This is a genomic window from Pseudomonas sp. Colony2 (genome assembly GCF_019382755.1).
GTDB lineage: Bacteria > Pseudomonadota > Gammaproteobacteria > Pseudomonadales > Pseudomonadaceae > Aquipseudomonas.
In genome coordinates this window covers 2133297-2158932 of record NZ_CP080030.1, presented here as the reverse complement: position 1 = coordinate 2158932, position 25636 = coordinate 2133297, and the positions used below count along the sequence as shown (strand labels likewise).

At 62.6% G+C, this 25636-nt stretch carries 20 protein-coding genes and 1 tRNA gene; 8 read left to right on the top strand and 13 right to left on the bottom strand.

The window, feature by feature from the left end:
- The first annotated feature begins 1 nt into the window (after window position 1).
- Window positions 2-1297 carry a cation:dicarboxylate symporter family transporter gene (locus JV201_RS09350; protein ID WP_219406790.1) on the top strand — a complete coding sequence of 432 codons (1296 nt, stop codon included), beginning with the start codon at window positions 2-4 and terminating at the stop codon, window positions 1295-1297.
- A 101-nt stretch (window positions 1298-1398) separates the two neighbouring features.
- On the opposite strand, the gene yghU is transcribed toward JV201_RS09350, so the two are convergent.
- From yghU to JV201_RS09330, 4 genes are all read right to left on the bottom strand, one after another.
- Window positions 1399-2232, bottom strand: coding sequence for a glutathione-dependent disulfide-bond oxidoreductase (gene yghU, locus JV201_RS09345; RefSeq protein WP_219406789.1), 834 nt, complete (start codon window positions 2230-2232; stop codon window positions 1399-1401).
- Between the two features lie 133 nt (window positions 2233-2365).
- Window positions 2366-3793 (bottom strand): efflux transporter outer membrane subunit, encoded by a 1428-nt coding sequence (locus JV201_RS09340; protein ID WP_219406788.1) that lies wholly within the window; start codon window positions 3791-3793, stop codon window positions 2366-2368.
- Entirely contained in the window at window positions 3786-4967 is a 1182-nt protein-coding gene (locus JV201_RS09335; protein ID WP_102605049.1) for an efflux RND transporter periplasmic adaptor subunit, read from the bottom strand. Before JV201_RS09335 ends, JV201_RS09340 begins: the two co-directional genes overlap by 8 nt.
- Before the next feature lies 1 nt (window position 4968).
- Window positions 4969-8157 carry an efflux RND transporter permease subunit gene (locus tag JV201_RS09330; protein ID WP_003207890.1) on the bottom strand — a complete coding sequence of 1063 codons (3189 nt, stop codon included), beginning with the start codon at window positions 8155-8157 and terminating at the stop codon, window positions 4969-4971.
- Window positions 8158-8466: 309 nt separating this feature from the next.
- On the opposite strand from JV201_RS09330, the gene JV201_RS09325 reads away from it, so the two are divergent.
- Complete coding sequence (locus JV201_RS09325; protein WP_003207888.1) at window positions 8467-8853, top strand: MarR family winged helix-turn-helix transcriptional regulator; 387 nt, start codon at window positions 8467-8469, stop codon at window positions 8851-8853.
- A 530-nt stretch (window positions 8854-9383) separates the two neighbouring features.
- Here JV201_RS09325 and JV201_RS09320 read toward each other — a convergent pair.
- From JV201_RS09320 to JV201_RS09305, 4 genes are read right to left on the bottom strand one after another with little or no spacing between them, the layout of a single operon-like run.
- A complete protein-coding gene (locus tag JV201_RS09320; protein WP_177122573.1) occupies window positions 9384-10328 on the bottom strand; it encodes an aldo/keto reductase in 945 nt (314 codons plus the stop codon).
- Between the two features lie 12 nt (window positions 10329-10340).
- The gene (locus tag JV201_RS09315) at window positions 10341-11720 is read right to left on the bottom strand and encodes an efflux transporter outer membrane subunit (protein ID WP_087692935.1); all 1380 of its coding nucleotides are present in this window, start codon (window positions 11718-11720) and stop codon (window positions 10341-10343) included.
- Between the two features lie 18 nt (window positions 11721-11738).
- Window positions 11739-13193 (bottom strand): MFS transporter, encoded by a 1455-nt coding sequence (locus JV201_RS09310; protein ID WP_219406787.1) that lies wholly within the window; start codon window positions 13191-13193, stop codon window positions 11739-11741.
- On the bottom strand, window positions 13190-14221 hold the full coding sequence (locus JV201_RS09305; RefSeq protein ID WP_219406786.1) for an HlyD family secretion protein: 1032 nt from the start codon (window positions 14219-14221) through the stop codon (window positions 13190-13192). The genes JV201_RS09310 and JV201_RS09305 overlap by 4 nt, the downstream gene beginning before the upstream one ends.
- A gap of 104 nt (window positions 14222-14325) precedes the next feature.
- On the opposite strand from JV201_RS09305, the gene JV201_RS09300 reads away from it, so the two are divergent.
- Complete coding sequence (locus JV201_RS09300; RefSeq protein ID WP_219406785.1) at window positions 14326-14949, top strand: TetR/AcrR family transcriptional regulator; 624 nt, start codon at window positions 14326-14328, stop codon at window positions 14947-14949.
- Window positions 14946-15461, top strand: coding sequence for a G/U mismatch-specific DNA glycosylase (mug, locus tag JV201_RS09295; protein WP_219406784.1), 516 nt, complete (start codon window positions 14946-14948; stop codon window positions 15459-15461). The genes JV201_RS09300 and mug overlap by 4 nt, the downstream gene beginning before the upstream one ends.
- Here mug and JV201_RS09290 read toward each other — a convergent pair.
- The gene (locus JV201_RS09290) at window positions 15448-17493 is read right to left on the bottom strand and encodes a prolyl oligopeptidase family protein (RefSeq protein WP_219406783.1); all 2046 of its coding nucleotides are present in this window, start codon (window positions 17491-17493) and stop codon (window positions 15448-15450) included. The two genes, mug and JV201_RS09290, sit on opposite strands and share 14 nt — an antisense overlap.
- A 152-nt stretch (window positions 17494-17645) precedes the next feature.
- Between JV201_RS09290 and JV201_RS09285 the strand changes: the two genes are divergently transcribed.
- On the top strand, window positions 17646-17909 hold the full coding sequence (locus tag JV201_RS09285; protein ID WP_177122577.1) for an Ada metal-binding domain-containing protein: 264 nt from the start codon (window positions 17646-17648) through the stop codon (window positions 17907-17909).
- 65 nt (window positions 17910-17974) lie between these two features.
- Here JV201_RS09285 and JV201_RS09280 read toward each other — a convergent pair.
- Window positions 17975-18050 (bottom strand) — tRNA-Asn (locus JV201_RS09280).
- 176 nt (window positions 18051-18226) lie between these two features.
- Here JV201_RS09280 and JV201_RS09275 point away from each other — a divergent pair.
- On the top strand, window positions 18227-19609 hold the full coding sequence (locus JV201_RS09275) for a glycerophosphodiester phosphodiesterase family protein (RefSeq protein WP_219406782.1): 1383 nt from the start codon (window positions 18227-18229) through the stop codon (window positions 19607-19609).
- Window positions 19610-19651: 42 nt separating this feature from the next.
- Here JV201_RS09275 and JV201_RS09270 read toward each other — a convergent pair whose 3' ends face one another.
- The 3 genes from JV201_RS09270 to JV201_RS09260 are packed head-to-tail and all read right to left on the bottom strand — an operon-like array spanning window position 19652 to window position 23228.
- Window positions 19652-20884, bottom strand: a complete 1233-nt coding sequence (locus JV201_RS09270; protein ID WP_003216714.1) for a CaiB/BaiF CoA-transferase family protein — start codon at window positions 20882-20884, stop codon at window positions 19652-19654.
- 26 nt (window positions 20885-20910) lie between these two features.
- Window positions 20911-22440: a 3-hydroxyacyl-CoA dehydrogenase gene (locus JV201_RS09265; RefSeq protein ID WP_219406781.1), complete on the bottom strand. Its 1530-nt coding sequence runs from the start codon at window positions 22438-22440 to the stop codon at window positions 20911-20913.
- A 2-nt stretch (window positions 22441-22442) separates the two neighbouring features.
- Window positions 22443-23228 carry an enoyl-CoA hydratase gene (locus tag JV201_RS09260; protein WP_003216721.1) on the bottom strand — a complete coding sequence of 262 codons (786 nt, stop codon included), beginning with the start codon at window positions 23226-23228 and terminating at the stop codon, window positions 22443-22445.
- 263 nt (window positions 23229-23491) lie between these two features.
- Between JV201_RS09260 and JV201_RS09255 the strand changes: the two genes are divergently transcribed.
- Together JV201_RS09255 and JV201_RS09250 are read left to right on the top strand one after the other, a co-directional pair.
- Entirely contained in the window at window positions 23492-24349 is an 858-nt protein-coding gene (locus JV201_RS09255) for an IclR family transcriptional regulator (RefSeq protein WP_008433245.1), read from the top strand.
- Window positions 24350-24418: 69 nt separating this feature from the next.
- Window positions 24419-25573 (top strand): acyl-CoA dehydrogenase family protein, encoded by a 1155-nt coding sequence (locus JV201_RS09250; RefSeq protein ID WP_177022149.1) that lies wholly within the window; start codon window positions 24419-24421, stop codon window positions 25571-25573.
- Window positions 25574-25636 lie beyond the last annotated feature (63 nt).

The window sequence follows — 25636 nt, the reverse complement described above, 5'->3', positions numbered from 1 at the left end:
CATGCACAAGCCCCGCATCGCGCTGGTCTGGCAAATCCTGATCGGCCTGCTCGCCGGCATCGCCATCGGCGCCCTGCTGCACCGTTTTCCCGAATCCCGGCCGTGGCTGGTGGACAACCTGCTGCAGCCGGCGGGCGATATCTTTATCAAGCTGATGAAGATGATCGTCGTGCCCATCGTGTTTGCCTGCATGGTGGTGGGCATTGCCGGGCACGGTGACGGTAAATCCCTGGGACGCATCGGGGCCAAGTCCCTGGGCTATTTCTTCTGCATCACCACCCTGGCGATCATCGTCGGGCTGGTGATGGGCAACCTGCTCAAGCCGGGCGCCGGCACCGAACTGGCCAGCCTGCAAGCGAATGCCGTGACCCTGCCCACGAGCAGCGCCGGCGGCGGCCACAGCCTGGGGCAGATCATTGTCGGGATCATTCCGGACAACGTCATCAACGCCATGGCCCAGGGCAGCCTGCTGTCGGTGCTGTTCTTCGCGGTGATGTTTGGCCTCGGGGTTTCGCGCTTGCCCGCCGAGCGCAAAGACCCGGTGATTGCCCTGCTGCGCGGGGTGTCGGAGGCGATGTTCAAGGTCACGTCGATGATCATGGCCTATTCGCCCATCGGCGTGTTCGGGATGATCGCGGTGACCGTGGCCAACTTCGGGTTCAGCTCGCTGTTGCCGTTGGCCAAGCTGATCCTGGTCAGCTACGTGTCGATTGCGTTCTTCGTGCTGGTGGTGCTCAACCTGGTCGCGCGGCTGTGCGGGATCAACCTGTTTGCGTTGATGCGACATATCAAGGACGAACTGATTCTGGCGTTCTCCACCGCCAGTTCGGCGGCGGTGATGCCGCAACTGATGAAGAAACTCGAAACCTACGGCGTGCCGCCTTCACTGGTGAGCTTTGTGGTGCCGGTGGGGTATTCGTTCAACCTGGACGGTGCGTCGCTGTTCCTGGGGATCGGCACGCTGTTTGTGGCGCAGCTGTATGGCATCGACCTGAGCCTTGGCGACCAGGCCCTGCTGGTGGTGACCATGGTACTGACATCCAAGGGCGCGGCCGGGGTGCCGGGGTTCATGTTCGTGATTCTGTCGGCGACCCTGGCGAGTGCGGGCTTGCCGTTGGAGGGCATCGCCTTCATCGCCGGGGTGTATCGCCTGATGGAAATGCCGACCACCGCGTTGAACGTGCTGGGCAACGCCCTGGCACCGCTGGTGATTGCCAAATGGGAAAGGCGTGAGAGCACCGCAGAAACCTGTGGCGAGGGAGCTTGCTCCCGCTGGGCCGCGAAGCGGCCCCAATAAGCAKCCCGCATTCTTTCAGGTACAACGTGGGCGCAGGTTTTGGGGCTGCTGCGCAGCCCAGCGGGAGCAAGCTCCCTCGCCACAAGGGTGGGTGTGGTGGGTCAGTCGAGGTCCGACGCCTCATGCCGCTCGCGCAGTTGCTCTGACAGCTCGCCCGACACACGGTTGACCCGGCGCCCACGCTGCACCGCCGGCCGCGCTTCGATGGCATTGGCCCAGCGCACGACGTGCTTGTAATCCTGCACCGAGAGAAACTCCCCCGCCTCATACAAGCGGCCTTTCACCAGGCCGCCGTACCACGGCCAGATCGCCATGTCGGCGATGGTGTACTCATCCCCGGCGATGTATTCGTGCTCGGCCAATTGCTTGTCCAGTACGTCCAGTTGGCGCTTGGTTTCCATGGCGAAGCGGTCGATGGCGTATTCGATCTTGGTCGGCGCGTAGGCATAGAAATGCCCGAAACCACCGCCCAGGTACGGCGCGCTGCCCATCTGCCAGAACAACCACGACAGGCATTCGGCACGGGCCGCCGGTTCGGTGGGCAGGAACGCGCCGAACTTCTCGGCCAGGTACTGCAGGATCGCACCCGACTCGAACACCCGAATCGGCTTGGGCCCGCTGCGGTCCAGCAGCGCGGGAATCTTCGAGTTCGGGTTCACGCCGACGAAGCCGCTGCCGAACTGGTCGCCGTCACCGATCCTGATCAACCACGCATCGTATTCCGCCCCCTGGTGACCCAGGGCCAGCAGCTCTTCCAGCAGGATCGTGACCTTCTGGCCATTGGGCGTTGCCAACGAATACAGCTGCAACGGATGACGGCCTACCGGCAATTCCTTGTCGTGGGTCGCGCCGGCAATGGGCCGGTTGATGCTGGCGAAGGTGCCGCCGTTTTGGGTCTTCCAGGTCCAGACTTTTGGCGGTACGTAATCAGTCATGCCACTACTCCTTGGATTCAATGTTCACAACAACTAACGGCAGGCGCGAGCTTGCTCGCGAAAAACTCGAGGGCGCCGTGTTCTTTCAGGATGCCCGCGTTGTGGTCGACGACCTTCGCGAGCACGCTCGCTCCTACAGGTTCTTTTGGGCCAGTTGGGCCATATTCCAGCCGCCACCCAATGCCTTGATCAGCCCTACGTTGGCGCTTAACTGTTGAGTCTGCAGATCCAGCACCGTGCGCTGTGCCTGCAACGACGCTACCTGCGCCGTCACCACGTCCAGGTACGCCGCGCCACCCTGGCGATAGCGTGCCAGGGACAAGTCCTCGGCGTACTGCGCGGCTGCCGCCGCATCGCGCTGGTCAACCAGGGCGGTGTCGAGCCCGGAGATGATGGAGAGGTTGTTCTCCACCTGCTCGAACGCGGTCAACACTACACCACGATACTTGGCTGCGGCCTCATCTGTTGCCGCCTTGGCACTGTCCACTCCGGCCTGGCGCGCGCCGCCGTCAAAAATCGTCCCCACCAGCGACGGGCCAATCGCCCAGAAAATGTTGGGCGCGCTCAACAAGTGCGCGAACTCATCACTCTGGAAACCACCCTGGGCACTCAGGGTAAGGGCCGGGAACCAGGCGGCTTCCGCCACCCCTATGCGTGCATTGGCCGAGGCAATCCGGCGCTCGGCAGCGGCGATGTCCGGCCGACGCTGCAACAGCGTAGACGGTACACCGGTGGGCACGCCGGGCAAGGCGATATCCGCGACGCTTGGGGCAATCGCGTAGGTCGATGCGGACTCACCCAGCATCGCCGCTATCGAGTGTTCGAGCACTGCACGCTGCACCAAATTCTGGCTCAGCTGCGACTTGACCGTCGACAGTTGGGTACGCGCCCGCGCCACGTCCAGCCCGGAGACGATACCGCCGCCGTGCAAGCCTTCGGTCAGGCTCAAAGCCTTGGCATAGGCATCGCTGGTTTCCTGCAGCAACTGGTCTTGCCGGTCGATGCCACGCAGGCGGATGTAGCTGTCGGCCAATTGCGCCTGCAAGCTCAGACGCACCGAAGCCAGGTCGGCCTTGGCGGCCTGGGCGTCGCTGGTGCCGGCGGCAACGGTGTCGCGCACACGGCCCCAGAGGTCGACTTCATAGTCCAGTTCGACCCCCACTGTCCCGGAATCGTAAACATTCGGCGGGCTGGCAGAGCGCAGTGGGCGGGTGTCCGACTGGCGAATGCGCTGGGCATTGCTGGAACCGATCAGCTTTGGAAACAGCCCGGATTGCGCCTGGGCCAAAAACGCCTGGGCCTGGGAATAGTGAGCCAGTGCCGCGCTCAAGTCCGGGTTGCTTTGTAGCAACTGCTGCTCCATCGCGTCCAGTTGCGGGTCCTTGTAGATGTGCCACCAACCGTCGCGACTTGCTTGGTCGTTCGGCGTGCCGACGGTCCACGGTCCCTGGGTATGGAACTGCGCGGCGATGGGTACCTCCGGCACGTCCAGCGGTGGCGCAAGATGGCAGGCGCCCAGGCCCAGGGTCGCGACCAATACCAGGCAAGTGCGCTTAGCCATGGGGCTTGGCCTCCACGGGATTGGCGGCCAGTTGCACCGAATCGTCGTCGGCCAGGCCGTCGGGCGGGGTGTCGATCACGCGGTCGGTGGCGACCAGGCCGCTGCCGATTTCCACGCTGTCACCGAAGTCCCGGGCGATGGTCACGGTCTTGAAGTGCACATGATTATTCGCGTCGAGGGTGGCCACGCGCATGCCCTTGTCATCGAACACCAGGGCGCTGGCAGGCAGGCGCAGCACGTCGGTCTGCACCGGCAAGGTGAACTGCACGCTGGTGTAGCCGCCCGGCAGCAGGCGGCTGCCGGGGTTCTCCACCAACAGTTGCACCAGGGTGCTGCCGGACGCGGCGTTCACCGCATCGGCGGTGGCGATCACCTTGGCGTTGAAGGTTTCACCGCGATACTCCGGCACGCTCAGACGCGCCACGGTGCCCACCTGGATCTGCGGCGCCGACGACTGCGGCACCTGCACATACACCCGCAGGCGGCTGACGTCAGAGACCGCGAACAGCTCTTTGCCAGTGGCACCACCGGCACTGATCAACGCCCCCACATCGGTGGAGCGTGCAGTGACCACGCCGGCGAACGGCGCAGTCAAGCGCTGGAAGCCCTTGGTGGCAACCAACTGGTCGACGTTGGCCCTGGCCGCGACCACTTTGGCCTGCTTGGCAGTCAGGTCGCCGGTGCGCTCATCCACGTCCTGGCGCGACACCGAGTCCGACGAAAGCATCGCCTGCCAGCGCTTGGCGGTGGTCTGTGCCAGCGACTCGTCGGCCTGGGCCGAAGCCAGCACGGCCTTGGCTTGCAGCAGTTGCTGATCGAGCTCCGGCGTGTCGATTTCGGCCAGCAGTTGCCCGGCCTTCACGTGGTCGCCGATGTCGACGTTCCAGGTCTTGAGGTAGCCATTGACCCGGGCAAAGATCGACGCCCGCGAATACGCCTCAAGACGCCCCGGCAGGTTCAGGATCGGACCCTGGGGCTGCACGCTCGGGGTGATCAGGATCACGCTGGGCAACGCCTGGGCATCGGTCCAGGTTTTCAGGTCATGGGATTCGCTGGCGCGCACGCCGATGCCGAATACCACCACGGCAACCAGGACCACCAGCCCGAGCAACAGCCAGAGCAGACCACGGGATTTACGGCGGGGCGAACCCGGATTGGAAACGGAAGCAGACATGTCAAACCCCTTGAGTGGCGGTGGTCGCAAGCGTGGCGTGCTGACGCCGCCCGTGCACAAGACTGAAAATCAGCGGAACCAGGAACAACGTGGCAATAGTGGCGAAGGCCAGCCCGCCGATGACCGCGCGGCCCAGCGGGGCGTTCTGTTCGCCGCCCTCCCCCAGGCTCAGCGCCATCGGCGCCATGCCGATGATCATCGAAATCGCGGTCATCAATACCGGGCGCAGACGGGTAAAGCCGGCTTCAAGCGCCGCCTGCACCGCATCCCCGTGCACGGCCAGGCGTTCGCGGCAGAAGCTCACCACGAGGATGGCGTTGGCGGTGGCCACGCCCATGCACATGATCGCCCCGGTCAACGCCGGTACCGACAGCGGCGTGTGGGTGATGAACAGCATCCACACGATGCCCGCGAGCGCCGCCGGCAAGGCGGTGATGATCACGAACGGGTCAGCCCACGACTGGAAGTTGACCACGATCAGCAGGTAGATCAGCACCACCGCGCCAAGCAGGCCAAACAGCAAGCCACTGAAGGCCGCGTTCATGGTTTGCACCTGACCCTGCAACAGCACCTTGGAGCCGGTGGGCACTTCGCTGGCGTGGGCGGCGATGATCTTCTGGATGTCGGCGGCAACGGCACCGAGGTCGCGGCCCTGAATTGCGGTCAACACCTCGACCACCGGCTGGATGTCCGACTGGGTCACCACCGAGTTCGCGTGGCTGCGTTCGATGGACGCCAGGCCGCCGAGGGTCTGGTCTTGCGCCGAACCGGGGCTGCCGCTCAACGGCAGGTTATGCAGGGCGGCCAGGGTGTCGAGGCCGTACTGCGGGGTTTGCATCACAATCGGATAAGACACGCCGTTGGCCGGGTTGAGCCAGAACGTCGGCGCCACCTGGCTGGAACCCGCCAGGTTGACCACCAGGCTGTTGGTCACATCGCGCTCGTTCAGGCCCACCAGTTGGGCCTGGGTACGGTCCACATCGATCTTGAACGTGGGCAGTTGCCGCGACTGCTGGATACGCGCATCCACCACACCCGGCACCCGCCGGATTTCCCGCAGCAACGTGCTGGCGTAGGTGAAGTTGGCGGGCAGGTTATTGCCGCTGACTTGCACATCCACCGGCGCCGAAGAACCGAAGTTGAGAATCTGCCCGACGATGTCCGAAGCCGGGAACGAGAACACCGCATTCGGGAATTCACGGGGCAGCCGCTCCCGCAGTTCGCGCATGTATTCGGCGGTGGGACGATGGCCCTCTTTCAGGCTGATCTGGATGTCGCTGTCCTGTGAACCCACGGTGCCGGTGTTGTTGTAGGCCACGTTGATCCCGCTGATGGCCAGGCCGATATTGTCGACGATGGCCGCCAGCTCCCGGGGCTCGATCACGTTATGAATGGTGTTCTCGATCTGCGAGACCAGCCGCGCATTGCTCTCGACCCGCGTGCCGATCGGTGCACGCACATGCAACAGGATCTGCCCGGAGTCGACGTCGGGGAAGAAGTTGCGACCCAGGAATGGCACCAGCGCAAACGACACGGCGACGAACGCCAGCATCGCGATCACCGCGATACGACGGTGGTGCAAGGCACTCTCCAATGCCCCGTGGTAAACCCCGCGAAACGCCTCGAACTGGCGCTCGAACCCGCGCTGGAATTTCACCAGCGGGTTGCTCGACGGCACCACCACCGGCGTACCGTCCGCATGATGTTCGTGAGGCTTGAGCAGGTAATTGGCGAGGGTCGGCACCAGGGTTCGCGAGAGGATGAACGAGGCGATCATCGCGAAGATCACCGCTTCGGCCATCGGCACAAACAGGAAGCGCGCCACGCCTTCCAGGAAAAACATCGGCACAAACACGATGCAGATACACAGCAGCGACACGAACGCCGGCGTGACGATCTGCGCCGCGCCGTCGAGGATCGCCGTCTCCACCGGCTTGCCCTGTTCCAGGTGCCAGTTGATGTTTTCGATGGTCACCGTAGCGTCATCCACCAGGATCCCCACGGCCAATGCCAGGCCGCCGAGGGTCATGATGTTGAGGGTTTCGCCGAGCGCCGACAGCGTGGCAATCGACGACAGGATGGCCAGCGGGATCGACGTGGCGATGATCACCGTGGAGCGCCAACTACCGAGGAACAACAGGATCATCAGGCTGGTCAACGCGGCGGCAATGATCCCTTCCCGGGCGACGCCGCTGATGGCCGAGCGCACGAACAGCGACTGGTCGCCGATCAGGTCGATATTCAGGTTGGGCGGCAAGGCGCCTTTGTTGTCGGCCAGTTTGTCCTTGATCCCGGCGATCACCCCGAGGGTCGAGGCCGAACCGGTCTTGAGCACCGGCAGCAGCACGGAGCGGTTGCCGTTGACATGCACGATGTTGGTCTGCGGCGGGTTGCCGTCACGCACCGTGGCCACGTCACGAATCAACACGGTGGTGCCGTCGGCGGTCTTGATCGGCAGGTTTTCCAGGTCGTGGAAGTCCGTCGGCGAGTTGTTCAGTTGCAGGTTGAACTCGTAGCTGCCGATCTTTTGCGTGCCCACCGGGGTGATCAGGTTCTGCGTGGCCAGGGCAGTGGCCACGTCCTGCGCCGAGAGACCACGGGCCTGCATGCGTGCGGAGTCGAGGTCGATCTGCACCTGGCGGGTCTTGCCGCCGAACGGGTATGGCAGTGCGGCACCGGGCACCGTGGTCAGCATCAGGCGCACGGTGTTGAGGCCCAGGTCACCGAGTTTCTGTTCGCTGAGGCCTTTGCCGGACAAGGCCAACTGCACGATCGGCACTGTCGAGGCGCTGTAGTTGAGGATCAGCGGCGGCGTGGTGCCCGGCGGCAGTTGACGCAGGATGGCCTGGGACACCGAAGTCATCTGCGCGTTGGCCGTACTGATGTTGACTCCCGGCTGGAAGAACACCTTGACGATTCCGTAGCCGTTCAGCGATTGCGCCTCGATATGGCGGATGTCGTTGACCGTGGTGGTCAGCACCCGCTCGAACGGCGAGGTGATGCGGCCGGCCATCTGGTCGGGCGGCAAGCCGGTGTACTGCCAGATCACGGCAATCACGGGGATGCGAATTTCGGGGAAGATGTCGGTCGGTGTACGCCAGGCCGCGAGCGGGCCCACAATCAGAATGAAAATAGCCAATACCAGGAAGGTATAGGGGCGCCGCAATGCGATGCGCACGAGGTTGAGCATAGATGTGATCCAGACAGGAAGTTGATGACTGAAGGAGGTACCGAACAGCGCTTCCCTCCTGCCCCGCCCGTCTGTGTTCCGGGCCAACTGCACTGACATCCGGTCAAAATAGAGGCATATGCCACGATATAGCGTTTAGTGGCATACGCAACTAATTTGTTGCAGCATGTGTCAATATTCATCTTGCCGGATTAACGTTCGGTTAACCCTTGATCTGTAGCGAGTGATCAGCCTGTGAAATGCGCACCGCCTGTCCTGAATAGCCCGAGCACCTGTTCCAACGGAGCCGTGCGGCGCGCGTCCCGTCGTATGGCGCAGATCTATGACGAGGCGTTTGCGCCGTTTGGTTTGAAGGCCACCCAGTATTCGCTGATGAACCACATCGCCAATGGGGACGCTCCGAAGATGCGCGACCTGGCGCAGTCGTTGGTGATGGATTTGTCGGCCCTGGGGCATACGCTTAAGCCGCTGGTGCGGGATGGGCTTGTGGTGTTGCGGGTGGATGAGTTGGACCGTCGCAGCCGGCGGGTGCTGTTGACCGACGCGGGGCAGCGTAAATACGAAGAGGCGCGGGTGGTGTCCAGGCAGATGGCGGTGCGGTTTGATGAGGTGTTTGGGGCTGAGGCGGCTTGCGAGTTGCGCAAGGCCATGGACTTTATTGCGTCTGATGAGTTTGCTCGGGCGTTGTTGGGTTAGGGGGCATATCCGTTATTTGGGTGATGGCTTATATCGGTTCCGCTCTTACAGCGGCTCACTTTTGAACAGCGCAAAAGTAAGCAAAACGCTCTTGCCCCACCACTCGGCACCTCGCCTAGGCTCGGTGTGCCCTCACTCCGGCCAGCGTGGTTTAACGGGGCGCCYAAGATCAAGATCAAAAGCAGATCAASAGCACAGCGGCCTACCGGCCGGCTTGAGTGTTTAAAAGCCAAATCAAAAGCTAAAGCGGGCACGGTSCACTGTAGGAGCTGGCTTGCCGGCGATRGCATCRCCTCGGTGTGTCTGATTCACCGAGTTGTCTGCATCGCCGGCAAGCCAGCTCCTACAGAAAAGCAGCTTTTGCCTTTGCTTTTAACACTCAGGTCGGCTCTCAAGCAGCCGTGCTCTTACTTTTGATCTTGATCTAACTGCCCCCTGCCGCTTTTGCAAAGTGACTCGCTGTAAGAGCGAAACCATAAGTAGCCATAACCTAAATAACGGATATGTACCCCCCCCTCCTCCGGCCAAACTCAACACTTCTCCCGCGAAATAAACCCCAACACCCCAGTATCCATCACCGGATTAAAACGAACCCGGGTCGTAATGTCCTGCTCAATCTCACGCATCGCCACCTGCGGCAACGTAGAAATATCCGCATCCTCCCGTATCCGCGCCGGCGTCACCGACGAGGTCAAAAACGCCACCCCACGCTGCACCGACCACGCCAACGCAACCTGAGCCGGCGTCTTCTGCACCCGCCGTGCAATCCCGGTAATCACCGGTTCATCCAGCACCCGCGGCCTCATCCCATGCCCCAACGGCGCAAACGCCAACACCACAATCCCATGCTGCCTGCAAAACTCCAACAGCTCCCACTCCGGCAGATAAGGGTGTGACTCAACCTGCACCACCGCAGGTTTTATCCGCGCCACCGCCACCAACTCCCGCAGCGTTTCCAGGCTGATATCCGACACCCCGATGGACTTGCAACGCCCCTCATCCACCAGACGCTCAAGCACCCGCCACGTCTCGATCAACGTCACCCCCGAGTCATACAACACATGCCCAAACGCATCCCGTGGGTGCAGCTCGTCACCCGGCAAAAACGCAAACGGCGTATGGATCATGTAGCAGTCGATCACCTCCACCTGAAGCCGGCGGCAACTGGCTTCGAACGCCGGCACCACACGCTCGGGCCGATGGTTGTTGTTCCACAGCTTGGTGGTGATGAACAGGTCCTCGCGCCGGACTTTACCGGCCGCCACCGCATCGTGAATCGCCGCGCCGACCTGCGCTTCGTTGCCATAACGCTCCGCACAATCGAAATGGCGAAAGCCCGCCTCCAACGCTTGCGTGACCGCCTGGGTGGTGGCCGTCAAATCCCTGAACAGCGTCCCGAACCCCACCGCCGGCATCGCGCCCGAACCATGCTGCAAAGGAAAACGGGTATCGCGAAGTGCATCGTAATAGCTCATGTGTTTGCTCCACTAGCGTTTGAAATCGTTGACCGAGCGACCACCGAGCGCCACGAACAACCGCACGGTGTCGAGATGTTGGGCGGTGCTCGCCCGGATCTGCCCGAGCAGGGCCTGCTCATAGGCGCGTTGTGCCTCCAGCACTTGCAACAGCCCGTTTTCTCCTGCCCCATAGGCCTGCTGGTTCAGGCGCAAACTGTTGGCGGCGGCCTGTAGCGCGGCGGTCTGTGCCTGGTACTCCTCGGCGTCGTGGTTGATCGCCTGCAAGGTGTCTGCGACCTGGCCGAAGGACTTGATGACGGTCTGCTGATAGTTGGCGAGCGCGGCGTTGTAGCCCTCCACGGCGGCCTGGCGCTCTGCCTTGAGAGTTCCGCCATCGAAGATCGGCCCCGCCAACCCGGCGGCAAAACCCCACAGCGCCGCACCACCATTGCCCGACGCGGCCTGGGCCAGTGACGCGGACAGCTCCACACGGGGATAGAGATTGGCGGTGGCCACGCCGACCGCCGCGCTGGCCGCATGCAATTCGGCTTCGGCTTGCAGCACGTCCGGGCGGTCGTGGGCCAGTTCGGACGGCAAGCTGACCGGCAGCGTGGTGGCCGAGGCAAATCCAGCCAGTTCGAAATCCGGTGCGCGCCAATCCGCCGGGCCCTTGCCCGCCAGGATCGACAGCGCATGCCGCGCCGCATCGCGCTGCTGGGCGAGTGGCGGCAACAGGGTGCGGTCCTGCGCCAGTCGCGTTTCGGCCAGGGAGACATCGAGCTGCGTCGTCGTGCCGCTGTGTTGCGCCGCGCGCACCAGTTCGAGGTTTTTCGCGTCGGTGGCGAGCAAGGTCTGCACCGCTTCCATCTGCGCGCTGGCCGAGGCCATCAGCAACGCCTGGCTGGCGACGTCGCCCGTCAGCGTCAGGTACGCCGCCTCGAAGCGATGCTGCTGGAAATCGGCCAATGCCTGCTGTTGCTCGACCCGGCGCTGATTGCCGCCGAATACGTCGAGGTCGAAACTGACCTGCGGCCCGACGCCATAGAAGTTCGTCACCGCTGGCCGAGCGGCGTTGTGCACGCGCTGGCGGCCCGCTTGCGCGGCGAAATCCACCTGCGGGAAAAGTGCACCCTCGGCCGCAGCCACCGAAGCGGCGGCCTGACGCAACGTCGCGTCCGCTGCCGTCAGCTCAAGGTTGCCGGCAATGGCCCGGCGCATCACGCTGTCGAGCGTTTCGGAATGAAAGGTCGACCACCAGTCGACGCTGACCTTCTGACTGAAGGAAACGTGCTGCTCAGCCTGCACGTCATAGTGCTGCGAAGCGGTAACGGACGGCGCCTTATAGTCCGGGCCAACCGAACACGCGGACAGGGTCATGACGGCCGTGATAACAAGCCCATGGGATTTCATTACGCACACTCCGGAAAACTAGTGGGTCGTGACAGGTTTACGCAGCAGCAGCACCAGCGGGCTCACCACCAGCATTGCCCACAGCAGAATCTTGAATTGGCCGACCACCGCGATGAAGGCGGCCTGGCCGGTGATGGCTTCGTTCAGCGCGGCGAATCCCGCCAGGGGCGTCGACGCGGGGACCGAATGCACAGTCAGGTGGCCGGCCAGCGCCACGTGCATCGCCTGGGTGTTGTTGAAGAAGAACCACTGCACCACCGCCACACCCAGAGTGCTGCCGTAGACGCGGGACAGGTTGAACAGCCCGCTGCCTTCGGGGCGCAACGTCGGGTCGAGGGTGCTGAACGCCACCCGGGAAAGCGCCGGCATCAGCAGGCCCAGGCCCGCGCCCTGGATTGCGCCAGCCACTGCCACCGGCCAGCCGTCCATCAAGGGTGAATAGCCGAGCATCGAGTGGTTGGCGTAGATCACCACGGCGATCCCGGCGACCACAAATGGGCGGCCGTCGAGATGCGCAGGCACCTTGTTCATCAGCCAGAACGCACCCAGCAGCCCCACGCCACGGGGGATGGTGAGGAAGCCTGTGGTGTCGGGCGGGAAGCCCAGCAGTTCATCCAGCATCGGCGAGGTCATCGCCATGGTCGGCAGCAGCACGAAACCGACGGCGAAGAACAGGATGGTCGACAGCACGAAGTTGCGGTCGCGCAATAACCCCTTGCTGATGAAGTGTGTGCTCGAGGTGAACCGGTGCATTGCGAACAGGTAGAACCCCAGGGCACTGGTGGCGGCTTCCAGCCAGATCTCGGGCGAGTCGAACCACTCCAGGCGCTGGCCACGGTCGAGGACCATTTGCAGGCCGATCACGCCGAGGGTGAAGCTGGCGAAGCCTGCGAAATCAAACGCAGCAGCGCTGTTGGCTTTCTTCTCCTGCTGCAACATCGCCACGATCAAGAAGGTGTACGCCAACAGCGGCAAGCTGGCGTAGAACATCCAGCGCCAGCCGAAATGCTCGCTGATCCAGCCACCAATCGCCGGGCCGCTGACAATCCCCAGCAACCCGATCGCCGTCCATAACGGGCCGAATTTTGGCCGTTGCAACGGGGCCAATGTCTCCAGGGCGATGGCCATCGACAGCGGCGCCAATACGCCGCTGGCAGCCCCCTGGATGATCCGCGCGCCGACGAATTGCAGTGAGGTGGTGGCCTGTGTCGCGAGCAGCAGGCCGAGGGCGAAGATCAGCATCGCCGCCTGGTAAACCGCCTTCACGCCGAAGCGCGCAGCAAGCCACTGAGCCACCGGCAACGTAATCGCGCTGGCCGCCAGGTACGACGTGAAGATCCACCCCGCCTCGTCATCCGTCATCGACAAACTGCCCTGCACAAACCGCAGGGCCGAGTTCGGCAGCGACACGTTGACCGCCTGCAACCAGGTCACCAGCAACGCCGCAAACCGGAGAGTACGTGCGCCGTTCATGGGCCGGTCCTGATATCAACCGTCACCGTGGCGCTGGTGCCGGAGAACAGCGGCAAGTCCGCGTTGGCATCGTCCAGTTCCAGGCGCACCGGCACCCGCTGCACCACCTTGACCCAGTTGCCGGTGGCGTTTTCCGGCGGCAGCAGCGCGAAGTCGGCACCGGCGCCCGGGCTCAGGCTGGTGATGTGCGCCTTGAAGGGATGATCCGGGTAGGTGTCGAGCTTGATGGTTGCCTGCTGACCGGCTCGCATATGGGTGATCTGGGTTTCGCGAAAGTTGGCCTCGACCCAGGTGCGACGGGGCGACAGCAAGGCGAAGGCCGGCGCGCCGCTGTTCAGATAATCGCCGACCTGCACGTCATCCACCTTGGCCACCACGCCGTCGTCGGGGGCATAGACCGTCGCGTACGAGAGGTAGAGTTGCGCCTCGTCGAGCTGCGCCTGGGCCTCGCGAATCGCCGGGTGTCGGTCGATTTCGATGTCGGGATTGCCGTTCAGCGCCACCACCGTATTGGCGATCTGCTGCTCGACGGACGCCACGCGTTGCCGGGCGACTTTCAGGTCGGTATCGGCCCGTTCGAACACGGCCTGGGACACGAACTCGGTGGCCACCAGGGCCTTTTTGCGGGCGAATTCCTTCTGGTCGAAACCCGCCGATTCCTTGGCCGCCTGCAACTCTGCCTGCTGTTGCCGGTAGCTGGCCTTGAGGCCTTCAATCCGCAGGCGCGCCACGCTCAATTGCGCCTGCGCACGCTCGACCGCGACCTGGAACGGCTCGGGGTTGATACGCAGCAGTACCTGCCCCTTGTGTACCGACTGGTTGTCTTCCACGGCGATCTCCACGACCTGCCCGGATACCCGCGCATTGATCGACGCCTTCGCCACTCGGGCATACGCGTTATCGGTGGATACGTACGGCGCATCCTTGAGGTAATACACATACCCGGCCGCTGCAATGAGTACCGGAAAGCCCACCATCAACAGTGAACGCCAGGGGGTGCGGGTCGTGTTTTCCAACGCATTGCTCATGATCGAATCACCTTTGCTGAGCCCGGGATTTCTGAGGCCTTAATTTTGTGCGATGATGTAAGAATATCGATCCACCCACCTCTACTCAAGGATTTTTGTACGCCATGGCACAAAAAAAGATCACAGAGGCAAAAAGCCGTGGCCGCCCACGGGCCTACGACCCCGAAACGGCAATGCAAAAAGCCCTCGGGGTGTTCTGGAGCACCGGCTATTCCGGCGCCTCACTGGACAGCATCGCCACCGCCGCCGGGATGAACAGGCCAAGCCTGTACGCGGCGTTCGGCGACAAACACGCGATCTACCTCAAGGCACTTGAGCAGTATTGGGGCCTCGCGTCAGCCGCCATCGACGAGGCGCTGGACGACCCGAGCCTGACCCTCGCAGAGGCGTTGATGCGCTTATATGAAGGCCAGTTGTCGATCTACTTTTCGGGGGATGGCGAGCCACGGGGCTGCTTTATCATCGGCACCGCAACCACTGAAGCGGTGGAGGATGCGGAGATTCGCGCCGTGCTTTTGCAGCGCCTCGACGCACTCGACGCCCATCTCGAAAACCGCTTGCGCACGGCCATCGAGGCCGGTGAGTTGAAAGGTGGTGCAGACCCGGCAGCCGTCGCCGTCCTCGCCGCGTCTTTGGTGCACAGCCTTTCGATTCGTGCACGGGCGGGCAAGCCCCACGCCGAATTGATCACCCTGGCGCGCAACGCCGTGCAGGTCATCTGCGGATGAGTGAAGGACTGGAAGACATTCTGGCCGAGCACCTGGCCGTGATTTTCTGCGGCATAAACCCGGGGCTGAAGGCCGCCACCACCGGGCATCACTTCATGGGCAGGAGCAATCGGTTCTGGCGCACGCTGCACCTGGCCGGGTTTACGCCCCATGAAGTGCAGCCGGAGAGCGACCGCACGATCCTGCAATACCAATGCGGGCTGACCACGGTGGTGGAGCGGCCTACGGCCCGGGCGGACCAGTTGTCGGCGGATGAATTCAGGGCGGCGGCGGCGGGTTTTGAACGCAAGATCGCACGTTATGCGCCACGGTATGTGGCGTTTCTGGGAAAGGCCGCCTATAGCGCGTTGAGCGGGCAGAAGCAGATTGCCTGGGGGCTTCAACCGCACACCCTGGGGTGTGCGGCGGTGTGGGTTCTGCCCAATCCCAGCGGCAGGAACCTTGGGTTTACGCTCGACCAATTGGTGCAGGCGTACCAGCAATTAAGGCTGGCAACACTCAGTCCCGATTAGAACTCAACTTCTCCCACAAAAAGCTGTAGACCAGCGCACTCATATGCGCAGCCTGTGCATTGTCTGCCGCCCCGCCGTGCCCACCTTCGATATTTTCGTAGTACGTCACGTCCTTGCCGGCCTCGATCATCTTCGCCGCCAGCTTGCGGGCGTGGGCTGGATGCACCCGGTCATCGCGGGTCGAGGTCAGGAAAAACACCGGTGGGTAGGCCTTCGCCGGATCGAACAGGTGGTATGGAGAAAATGTCTGGATGTACGCCCACTCTTCAGGTACGTCCGGGTTGCCGTATTCCCCCATCCACGACGCCCCGGCCAACAGGAGGTGATAGCGCTGCATGTCGAGCAAGGGCACCTGGGAGACGATTGCACCGAACAGTTCCGGGTATTGAGTAAGCATATTGCCGACCAACAGACCACCGTTGCTGCCACCCTCCGCGCCCAGGTGTCGGGGCGAAGTAATCTCGCGGTCGATCAGGTCACGGGCCACTGCGGCAAAATCTTCGTAGGCACGCGGACGGTTCTGCTTGAGTGCGGCCTGGTGCCAGCGCGGGCCGTATTCACCGCCACCGCGAATGTTGGCAACCACGTACACCCCGCCCTTCGAAAGCCAGGCGCGGCCTGCCTTACCGGAGTAATACGGGGTCAGGGAGTATTCAAAGCCGCCGTAACCATAGAGCAAGGTCGGCGCCGTGCCGTTGCGCGGCAGGTCTTTCCCGAGCACCAGGAAATACGGCACACGAGTGCCATCCCTGGAGACCGCAAAGTGCTGCTCGATCACGTGCTGGCTGGAATCGAAAAAGGCCGGCAGGGTTTTCAGTACCTCGGGCGGATGACCGATCTCGGCCAGCGACAAGGTGGTCGGCGTCAGGTAGTCAGTGGTCACCAGCCAGACGGCATCACTGTCGTCGCTGTCCACTGCGCTGGCACCCACCGTCCCCATGCTCGGCGCCCCGGTGAACGGGCTGTGCTGCCAGCCGTTCGCGCCGGGAGTGAGGACGCTGAGGCGGTTCTTGACGTGATCCAGTACGTTCAGCACCAGGTGATTCAACGTCCAGAAAAACCCTGCCAGCGAGGTGCTGTCCGTAGGGGTGAACAGCACCTCGAAATCCCGCTGGCCTGCCATGAAGCGATCAAACCGGATCGCCAGCAACGAGCCGGCCACAAACACTTCATCAAGCGTCCAGTCCTCCCGCAGTTCCAGCAGCAGCCAGTCTTTGTACACCGACTTTTCCGCTGAGTTCGGCGCGTCGATTTTGCTTAATTGGTTGTCGCTGCCCCGCAGGTACAGCTCGTTGTTGTAGAACGCCAGCGTGCGGCTGACGAAGTCACGCTCGTAGCCGGGCGTGTCGTCGTGCATCGCCGCGATGTACATATCATCCAGCGCGCCTTCATAGACAAGACTGGCGGCACTCAACGGCGTACCGCGCTGCCACTGCTTGACGATGCGCGGGTAACCGGAACGGGTCATCGACCCTTCACCAAAATCGGTATAGACATAGACGTTGTCACGGTCGATCCAGCCCAGGCCGCCCTTGGACTCGGGCAACTGGAAGCCGTCTTCGACCCAGGTCTTGCTGGCCAGATCAAACTCGCGGGTGACATTCGCATCGGCGCCGCCACGGGACAGCGCCAGCAGGCAGCGCTGGTAGTCCGGGCGCAAGAAATCAGCACCGTGCCACACCCAGTTTTCGCCTTCGGCGGCGTTCAGTGCGTCAAGGTCCAGCAACGTTTCCCAGGCAGGTTGAGGCTTGCGGTACTCCGCCAGCGTGGTGCGACGCCACAGGCCCCGCGGGTGGGCGGCGTCCATCCAGAAGTTGTAGTAATAGGCGCCGACCTTATCGACGTAGGGGATGTTGCTGTCCGAGTCCAGTATCTCCAGCACATCGGCATTGATCTGCTTGAAGCTGTCGGAGCGGGCGAGCCGGTCTTCGGTCCTGAGGTTCTGGGCGCGTACCCAGTCCAGTGAACGCGTGCCGTCGACGTCTTCAAGCCATTGGTAGGGATCGTTGGACGTTTCGGGAAGTTTTGACATGTTCGAATCCTGTCGAAAAGCAGAAATGGATAGCGTGCCCGACTTTGAGCCTTTTTGAGTGATAAAAAAAGCAAGAAACCGGGTGCGCTAGCCGATCTGATCGGCGATACATGGCGGAGGTACCGCAGGCTGCTACGGCAGGAGGACAGGCGATGGCTGACAAAAACGTGTGGATGCTGATGGGCGCAGACGCAAGCCCCTTCCCAAGCCCCGAGCCGGGAACGCTGGGCGGCCACCGTCGCGGCAAGCGCTATGGAAAGCTCGACTGTCGTGCGGCGCTGCGAGCCATTGCGCGTGGCGGCTACGTGAAAAATCGCGTGTTTTTTCTCGATGAAGCGACGGCTGTCGCCGCGGGATTTCGTCCTTGTGCGGTGTGCATGCCTGCCGAATATCGTCTGTTTCGAGGGCACGCCTGAATCGAGTGTCCGGGACAAATTCCAGGCAAAAAAAAGCCTGCATCGCTGCAGGCTTTTTTACTATCTGGCTCCACGACCTGGACTCGAACCAGGGACCCAATGATTAACAGTCATTTGCTCTACCAACTGAGCTATCGCGGAATGCGCCGTATGTTACTGATTGAAAAGGAGAAGTCAAGCATTCAGTGAGATTTTTGCTTCACCCCAGGTGCGCCGCGCTGGAAAATCACCACGCCACTTCCTGTCACGACGCTGTCATACGTCAACGCCAACATCCGCAGATACCCCGCCCCTACCCTCTTCTTGAAGGACGACACATGCACACTCGCTCAGGCCCGCCAGCGGTAAAAACCCTGCTTGCCCGTTTTATCGTTATCGGATGCAGCCTGACGGTGAGCGCGTGTGACAGTGTGACCAGGAACGCGCCTGTCGCGCCTGCTTCGTTCAAAACCCTGGACGGTGCACCGCCGCTGGTTATCGGCCATCGCGGCCTGCCAGGACTGTACCCGGAAGAAACCCGGGCCTCCTACGAGCATGCAGCCGACGCTGGTGCGGATTCGCTGGAGCTGGATCTGCACATGACCAAGGACTGTGTATTGGTGGCCCGGCACAATCCCTGGTTGAGCGACAACACCAACATCAGCGACGTCGCGAAGACCAATCCCGAAGTTGCACGCCGCAAGCGCACGGTGCCGGGTGTACTGGTTAACGTCAGGTATCCGGCCACTGCAGAAAATGGCCCGGCCCAGTACCTGAGTGATCTGACTGACCCCAACGATCCAAAATCCGTGTTGAAGTCCTTGATCGTGGATGGCGAAGACCATACCAACGACTGGTCAATCAGCGATTTCACCCTGGCCGAACTCAAGCAATGGATCGGCGGCACGACGTATGATGCCCGCGACGAGCGCCCGACCGAACTCAACGGCAAGCTGCCGATCCTGAGTTTCCAGGAAGTGATCGACATCGCGAAAGCCAAAAGCGCAGCCACGGGCCGCGTGATTACCACCTACCCGGAAAGCAAGAACCCGATCTGGAACAATGCCCAGGCCATCGCCAACGGCTGCGGCGCGCCGGGCAGTCATCCGTTCGAAGCGGCGTTTCTCAAGACCCTTGAAGACAACAACCTCAATCGCAAAGACGCGCCGGTGTTCGTGCAGAGCTTCGACCCGAACAGCCTGAAATACCTGCGCTCCATCGGCCTGCAAACCAGGGCGGTTCAACTGGTGGATGGGAACGGGGTGAACTTCAAGACAGGCGAGACCATTTTCATCACCGACAAACCCAACACCTTCGTCAGCGGCCGCCCCTACAGCTGGACCGTCGCCGGCGACCCACGCTCCTTTGGTGCGATGCTGACCCCGGCCGGGCTGGCCGAGGTCAAGACCTACGCCGACGGCATCGGGCCATGGAAGCCGCAAGCGATGTCGCTGACCGCCGCTTCAGCGCATAACCCCGGCTTGCCCGAGGTCGATACCTTCAAGCCCACCAGCCTGATCAGCGATGCGCACAAGGCCGGCCTGTTCGTGCATATTTTCACCTTCCGCAACGAAGCCAAATACCTGGCAGGTGCCTACAAGGGCAACCCGGCGGCGGAATACATGGCCTTTTTCCGCGCCGGTGTTGACGGTGTGTTTACGGATTTCACGCCGACTGCCGTTGCGGCCCGAACTGCCTACCTTAAAGAAGTCGCGCGCTAAAAAGTCGTGCGCAAAGATGGCGGCCTTATGGGCCGCCATCCTTCAGTCGAGTTGCTCAATCACCCCTCCTGCCTTGAGCTGCCCCAACTGCTCTGCCGACAACCCGAGGCGCTCGCCCAGTACCTCATCGGTATGCTGCCCCAACATCGGCGCCGGCCTTACATACTCTACCGGCGTGCCCGACATCTTGATCGGGCTGCCGACCATCTCGAACTGCGGATTCCTGGGATGCGGGATCTTCACCATCAACCCACGGGCAATCACCTGCGGCTCTTCCAGGGATTGCGCGATGTTGTTGATCGCCCCCACCGGTACTTTCGAGGCGTGAATACTCGCCACCCACTCGTCCGCCGTGCGCCCCAGGAAGTGCGCCGACAACAGTTCGACAATCTCCGCCCGATGCGCAACCCGATCGGCATTGCGCCGAAAGCGCGGGTCTTCCGGCAGGTGCGGCAAACCGATGCTGTGGCACAGCGCTACAAACTGGCTGTCGTTGCCGCAGGCAATAATGAAGTCGCGGTCGGCGGCGCGGAATACCTGGTACGGCACGATGTTGGCGTGAGCGTTGCCGAAACGCTGCGGCACCTTGCCCGAGGCCAGGTAGTTCATGCTCTGGTTGGCCAGGGTTGCCACTTGTACGTCCAGCAGCGCCATGTCGATGTGTTGGCCAACGCCGGTGCGTTCGCGGCTGAGCAGCGCGGCCTGGATCGCGACGGTGGAATACAGGCCGGTCATCAGGTCGGAGAACGCCACGCCGACTTTTTGCGGGCCGCCGCCGGGCAGGTCGTCGCGCTCGCCGGTGATGCTCATCAGGCCGCCGATGCCCTGGATGATGAAGTCGTAGCCGGGTTCTTCGGCGCGCGGGCCGGTCTGGCCGAAGCCGGTGATGGAGCAGTACACCAACCGTGGATTGATCTCGGCCAGGGTCGCGTAATCCAGGCCATAACGCGCCAGGGAACCGGCCTTGTAGTTTTCGATCAGTACGTCGGAGCTGGCCGCCAGGGCCCGCACCAGTTCCTGGCCTTCGCTGGTGGCCAGGTCAATGGCCACGGATAGTTTGCCGCGGTTGGTGGACTGGTAATAAGACGCCTGCCCGGACGACTCGCCGGTGTCGGTCTTCATCCACGGCGGGCCCCAGCCGCGGGTATCGTCGCCACTCTGTGGCCGTTCGATCTTGATCACTTCCGCGCCGAGGTCGGCCAACACCTGGCCACACCAGGGCCCGGCCAATACCCGGCTTAAGTCCAGCACCCGCAAACCTGTCAATGCACCCATTATTCTTGTCCTGTGATGAATCGAAATCAGCCGACTGCCGGCTCTTCATGACGCAGGGAAATCCCCAGCACGGCACGCCGCCGCAGCCAGGGACTGGGGCGATAACGTGGGTCGTGGGTGAGTTCGCTCATGCGTTGCAAAATCGTGAGGATGCGCCGTGGCCCGAGGGCATCGCCCCAGGCGAGCGGGCCTTGTGGATAACCCAGGCCGAGTTGTACGGCCTGGTCAATGTCGTCGACGCTGGCGATGCGTTGCTGGGCAATGTCGCAGGCCAGGTTGACCACCATCGCCAGGGTGCGCTGGGCAACGAAGCCGACGCTGTCGCTGATCACTGTCACACCTACACCGTCATTGGCGAGCAACGCGTGGGCGGCATCGCGGGTGGCGGTGGACGTCAGCGGGTTTTGCATCAGGGTGCGGTGGCGCGACAGGTCGGTCAGCAGGTCGATGCACAGGGTGCGTGCCGGGTCAGTGTGGAAGCGCTCGCTGGCCGAGGTGGCGTCGAGACCGTAGGGCGCCAGCAGGCACAACGCTTCAGGCGAAGGCTGCGCCGCGCTTTCAAGGTGTGCGCCCAACTCGATCACCAGGGCGCTGAGGCGCTCGTAGTCTTCGGCGTTTTCGGTGGCGATCCATACCGGCGGGAATTGCTTGATGGAAGGCACCGGCTGCGGCTGCGGGCCGTCGACCACCTGGCCATTTTCATAGCGGTAGAAGCCCTGTCCGCTCTTGCGCCCGAAGCGTCCGCCCACCAGCATCTGGCGCGTCAGGGGCGATGGTTTGTAGCGCGGGTCCTGATAGAACTGGTTGTAGATCGACTCCATCACCGGGTGGGAAACGTCGAGCCCGGTGAGGTCCAGCAGTTCCAGCGGCCCCATGCGAAAGCCTGCGCCTTCACGCAGGATACGGTCGATGTCGCCGCGCTCGGCAATGCCTTCATCGAGCATCTTCAAGGCTTCGGTGCCGTACGCACGGCCGGCGTGGTTGACGATGAAACCCGGAGTGTCCTTGGCGCGCACGCCGCGATGGCCGGTACGGGCAACGAAGGCCAACAGGTCATCGCCGACCTTCGGTGCGGTGGCCAGGCCGTCGATCACTTCGACGACGCGCATCAACGGTACCGGGTTGAAAAAGTGCAGCCCGGCGACCCGCTCAGGGTGTCGGCAGCCGGTGGCGATGGCCGTGACCGACAGCGACGAGGTGTTGGTGGCGAGGATGCTCGCCGCGCTGACCACACCTTCCAGCTGCTGCAACAGGCCGCGCTTGGCGTCGAGGTTTTCGACAATGGCTTCCACCACCATGTCGCAGTCGTGCAGCGCCTCAATGGTGGCGGCGACTTGCAGGTTCGCAAGCGCAGCGTCCACCGCTGCCTGGGTGATCTTGCCCTTGGCGGCCAGCTTCGAGAGCGTGGCGCCGAGGTTATCCCGAGCGGTTTGCGCCGCACCGTCGCGGGCATCGAACAAGCGCACCAACACGCCCGCCTGAGCGGCAATCTGTGCAATCCCGGCGCCCATCACGCCGGTGCCTACCAGGCCCATGATCTTGATTGAATCAGCCATTGTCATTCCCCCAGGTAGTTCGCGGTGCGTTTTTCGAAGAACGCCGCGGCGCCCTCCTTCTGGTCTGCCGAATCGAACAGCAGTTGAAAGGCCTTGCGCTCCAACACCAGCGCGCTTTCCAGCGGCAGGTCGGCGCCGGCCAGCATCACTTCCTTGATCTGTTCCACCGCCAGTGGCGGCAAGGCGGCGATCTGCGCGGCCAGTTCCAGGGCGCGGGGGATGGCCTGGTCATCGGCCACCACTTCGCTGAGCATGCCCATGGCCAGGGCTTCCGGGGCCTTGACCATGCAGCCGGTCAACGCGATGCGCATGGCCTGGAACTTACCCACGGCGCGTACCAGGCGCTGGGTGCCACCGGCGCCCGGCATCAGGCCCAACTTGACCTCGGGCTGGGCGAAGCGCGCCGATTCCCCGGCGACGATCAGGTCGCAATGCATGGCCAGCTCACAACCGCCGCCCAGGGCAAACCCGTTCACCGCGGCGATCACCGGCTTGGGGCAGCGGCTGATGGCTTCCCACAGGTATTCAGTGTGGCGGCGATACATCTCGATCGGGCTGGCGCTGGCGAATTCCTTGATGTCGGCACCGGCCACGAAGAACTGGTCGCCGCCGGTGAGCACGATGGCGCGCACATCACGGCGTTTGGCCAGGGCACGAAAGTGCTCGGCCAGCTCTTCTCGAACCTGGGCGTTCAAGGCGTTTTTCACTTCGGGACGGTGGATGCGTACCACGGCGACGCCATTGTCCTGGACGTCGAGGTGCACTACGGGTTGGTCGAGGCTGGCCACAAATTCTCCTGCTGCAATGTTCTTGTTAGTTCGGATATCGCCAGTTTCGCTATGCGAAACAACATTCCGTATTTAGCGATAATCATAAGGACCGAGTCGCCGTGATGTAAACGTAAAAACCTGACCCTCCGATAAATCGGGCTATAACTCGTTGTTTAGACGAGTTTTATTAAACAAAAAGACAACGCCACGCAAAGTTGATTAGTTTCGCTGTGCGGAATACAATTTTGTTTTGTTGATTTTCTAAAAAAAGGGGGACTAACATGCGCCGTCGAAACCTGGACCCGAACACACCCGAAACACCTGCCGGCAACCACGCCTTCGAGCACTTGCTGATCGATCCGATGAATGCCGACGAGGAAGAAGACAAGGACCGCCAGTTCGTCACCGCCCTGGCCCGAGGCCTGGAATTGCTGCGCTGCTTCACCCCCAGCGAAAGCGTGCTGGGTAACCAGGAGCTGGCACGCAAGACCGGGCTGCCAAAGCCGACGATTACGCGGATGACCCATACGCTGACCCGCTTGGGCTATCTCAAGCACCTGCCGCAGTCAGGCCGGTATCAGCTGGATGTGGGCGTGATGGCATTCGGTTACGCAATGCTGTCGAACCTGTCGGTGCGGGCCGTGGCCCATCCGCTGATGGAGACGATGGCCAAGTACGCCCAGGCCGCGGTGGCGATGGCCACGCGGGACCGCCTGGACATGGTTTACCTGGACGTGGTCCAGGGTGAAGCCAACATGACCATGCGCCGCCAGGTCGGCACACGGTTGCCGTTGCACTTGAGTTCCGCAGGCCGCGCCTGCCTGGCAGCGATGCCGGAAAACGAGCGGGAATTTATCCTCGACCATATCCGCCAGCGTCATCTGGAGGATTGGCCGGGCATCAGGAAGGGTCTGGAACGTGCCTTCCGGGATTACACCGACTTCGGCTACTGCATGTCGATCGGTGAGTGGCACCGCGATGTAAACGCCATCGCCGTACCGCTGCTGCATGCACAACATGGGCTGCTGACGTTCAACTGTGGCGGACCGAGTTTTCACCTTTCCCGGGAGAAACTCGAGGACGACATCGGGCCCCGTCTCAAGCACATGGTGAACAACATCGAGGCCGCCGCCCGCTAGACAGATCGGTGCAAGGCCTCGGCAGATTGACGACAACAGGCCCGCCGAACGGGCCGCTGAGGAATGCACATGATCCGAGACCCCGAAACGCTTCATCTGTTGCTGGAAACCCTGCAGCAGTTCGTCAACGAGGCGCTGATCCCCCGGGAAAACGAACTGGCCGAGACCGATGACGTCCCGGCGGATATCGTCAGCCAGTTCCGCGAGCTGGGCCTGTTTGGCCTGACCCTGCCCGAAGCCTACGGCGGCCTCGGGCTGACCATGGAAGAAGAGGTCAACGTGGCCTTCGAACTGGGCCGCACCTCGCCGGCATTCCGCTCCTACTTCGGCACCAACAACGGCATCGGCTCCATCGGCATCCTGCTGGACGGCACCGAGGCGCAGAAGCAGCACTACCTGCCGAAACTCGCCAGCGGTGAACTGCTCAGTTCGTTCTGCCTGACCGAGCCGGACTCCGGCTCCGACGCCGCCTCGCTGAAAACCACGGCGGTGCGCGACGGTGACTACTATGTCATCAACGGCACCAAGCGCTTTATCACCAACGCCCCCCACGCCGGGATCTACACGGTGATGGCCCGTACCAACCCGGACATCAAGGGCGCGGGCGGCATCAGTGCATTCATTGTCGAGCGCAACACCCCCGGCCTGTCTCTGGGCAAGCGCGACCACAAGATGGGCCAGAAAGGCGCCCACACCTGCGACGTGATTTTCGACAACGTGCGCGTACCGGCCGACCAACTGATCGGTGGCGTCGAAGGCGTGGGGTTCAAGACCGCAATGAAGGTGCTCGACAAGGGCCGCCTGCACATTGCCGCCGTCAGCGTCGGGGCCGCCGAGCGCATGCTCAACGATGCCCTGAACTACGCCCTGGAGCGCAAGCAGTTCGGCCAGCCGATCGCCGAGTTCCAGCTGATCCAGGCGATGCTCGCCGACAGCAAGGCCGAGATCTACGCCGCCCGCTGCATGGTGGTGGACGCCGCGCGCAAGCGTGACGAAGGCCTGAACATCGGCACCGAAGCGTCCTGCTCGAAAATGTTCGCCACGGAGATGTGCGGCCGCGTGGCCGACCGTTGTGTGCAGATTCACGGCGGTGCCGGGTATGTGAGCGAGTACGCCATCGAGCGGTTCTATCGCGATGTGCGCTTGTTCCGCCTGTATGAAGGCACTACGCAGATCCAGCAATTGGTGATCGCCCGCAACATGATTCGCGAGGCCAAGCACTGAACCCGGGAACAACACTGGACCAATGTGGGAGCTGGCTTGCCTGCGATGCAGACAACTCGGTCT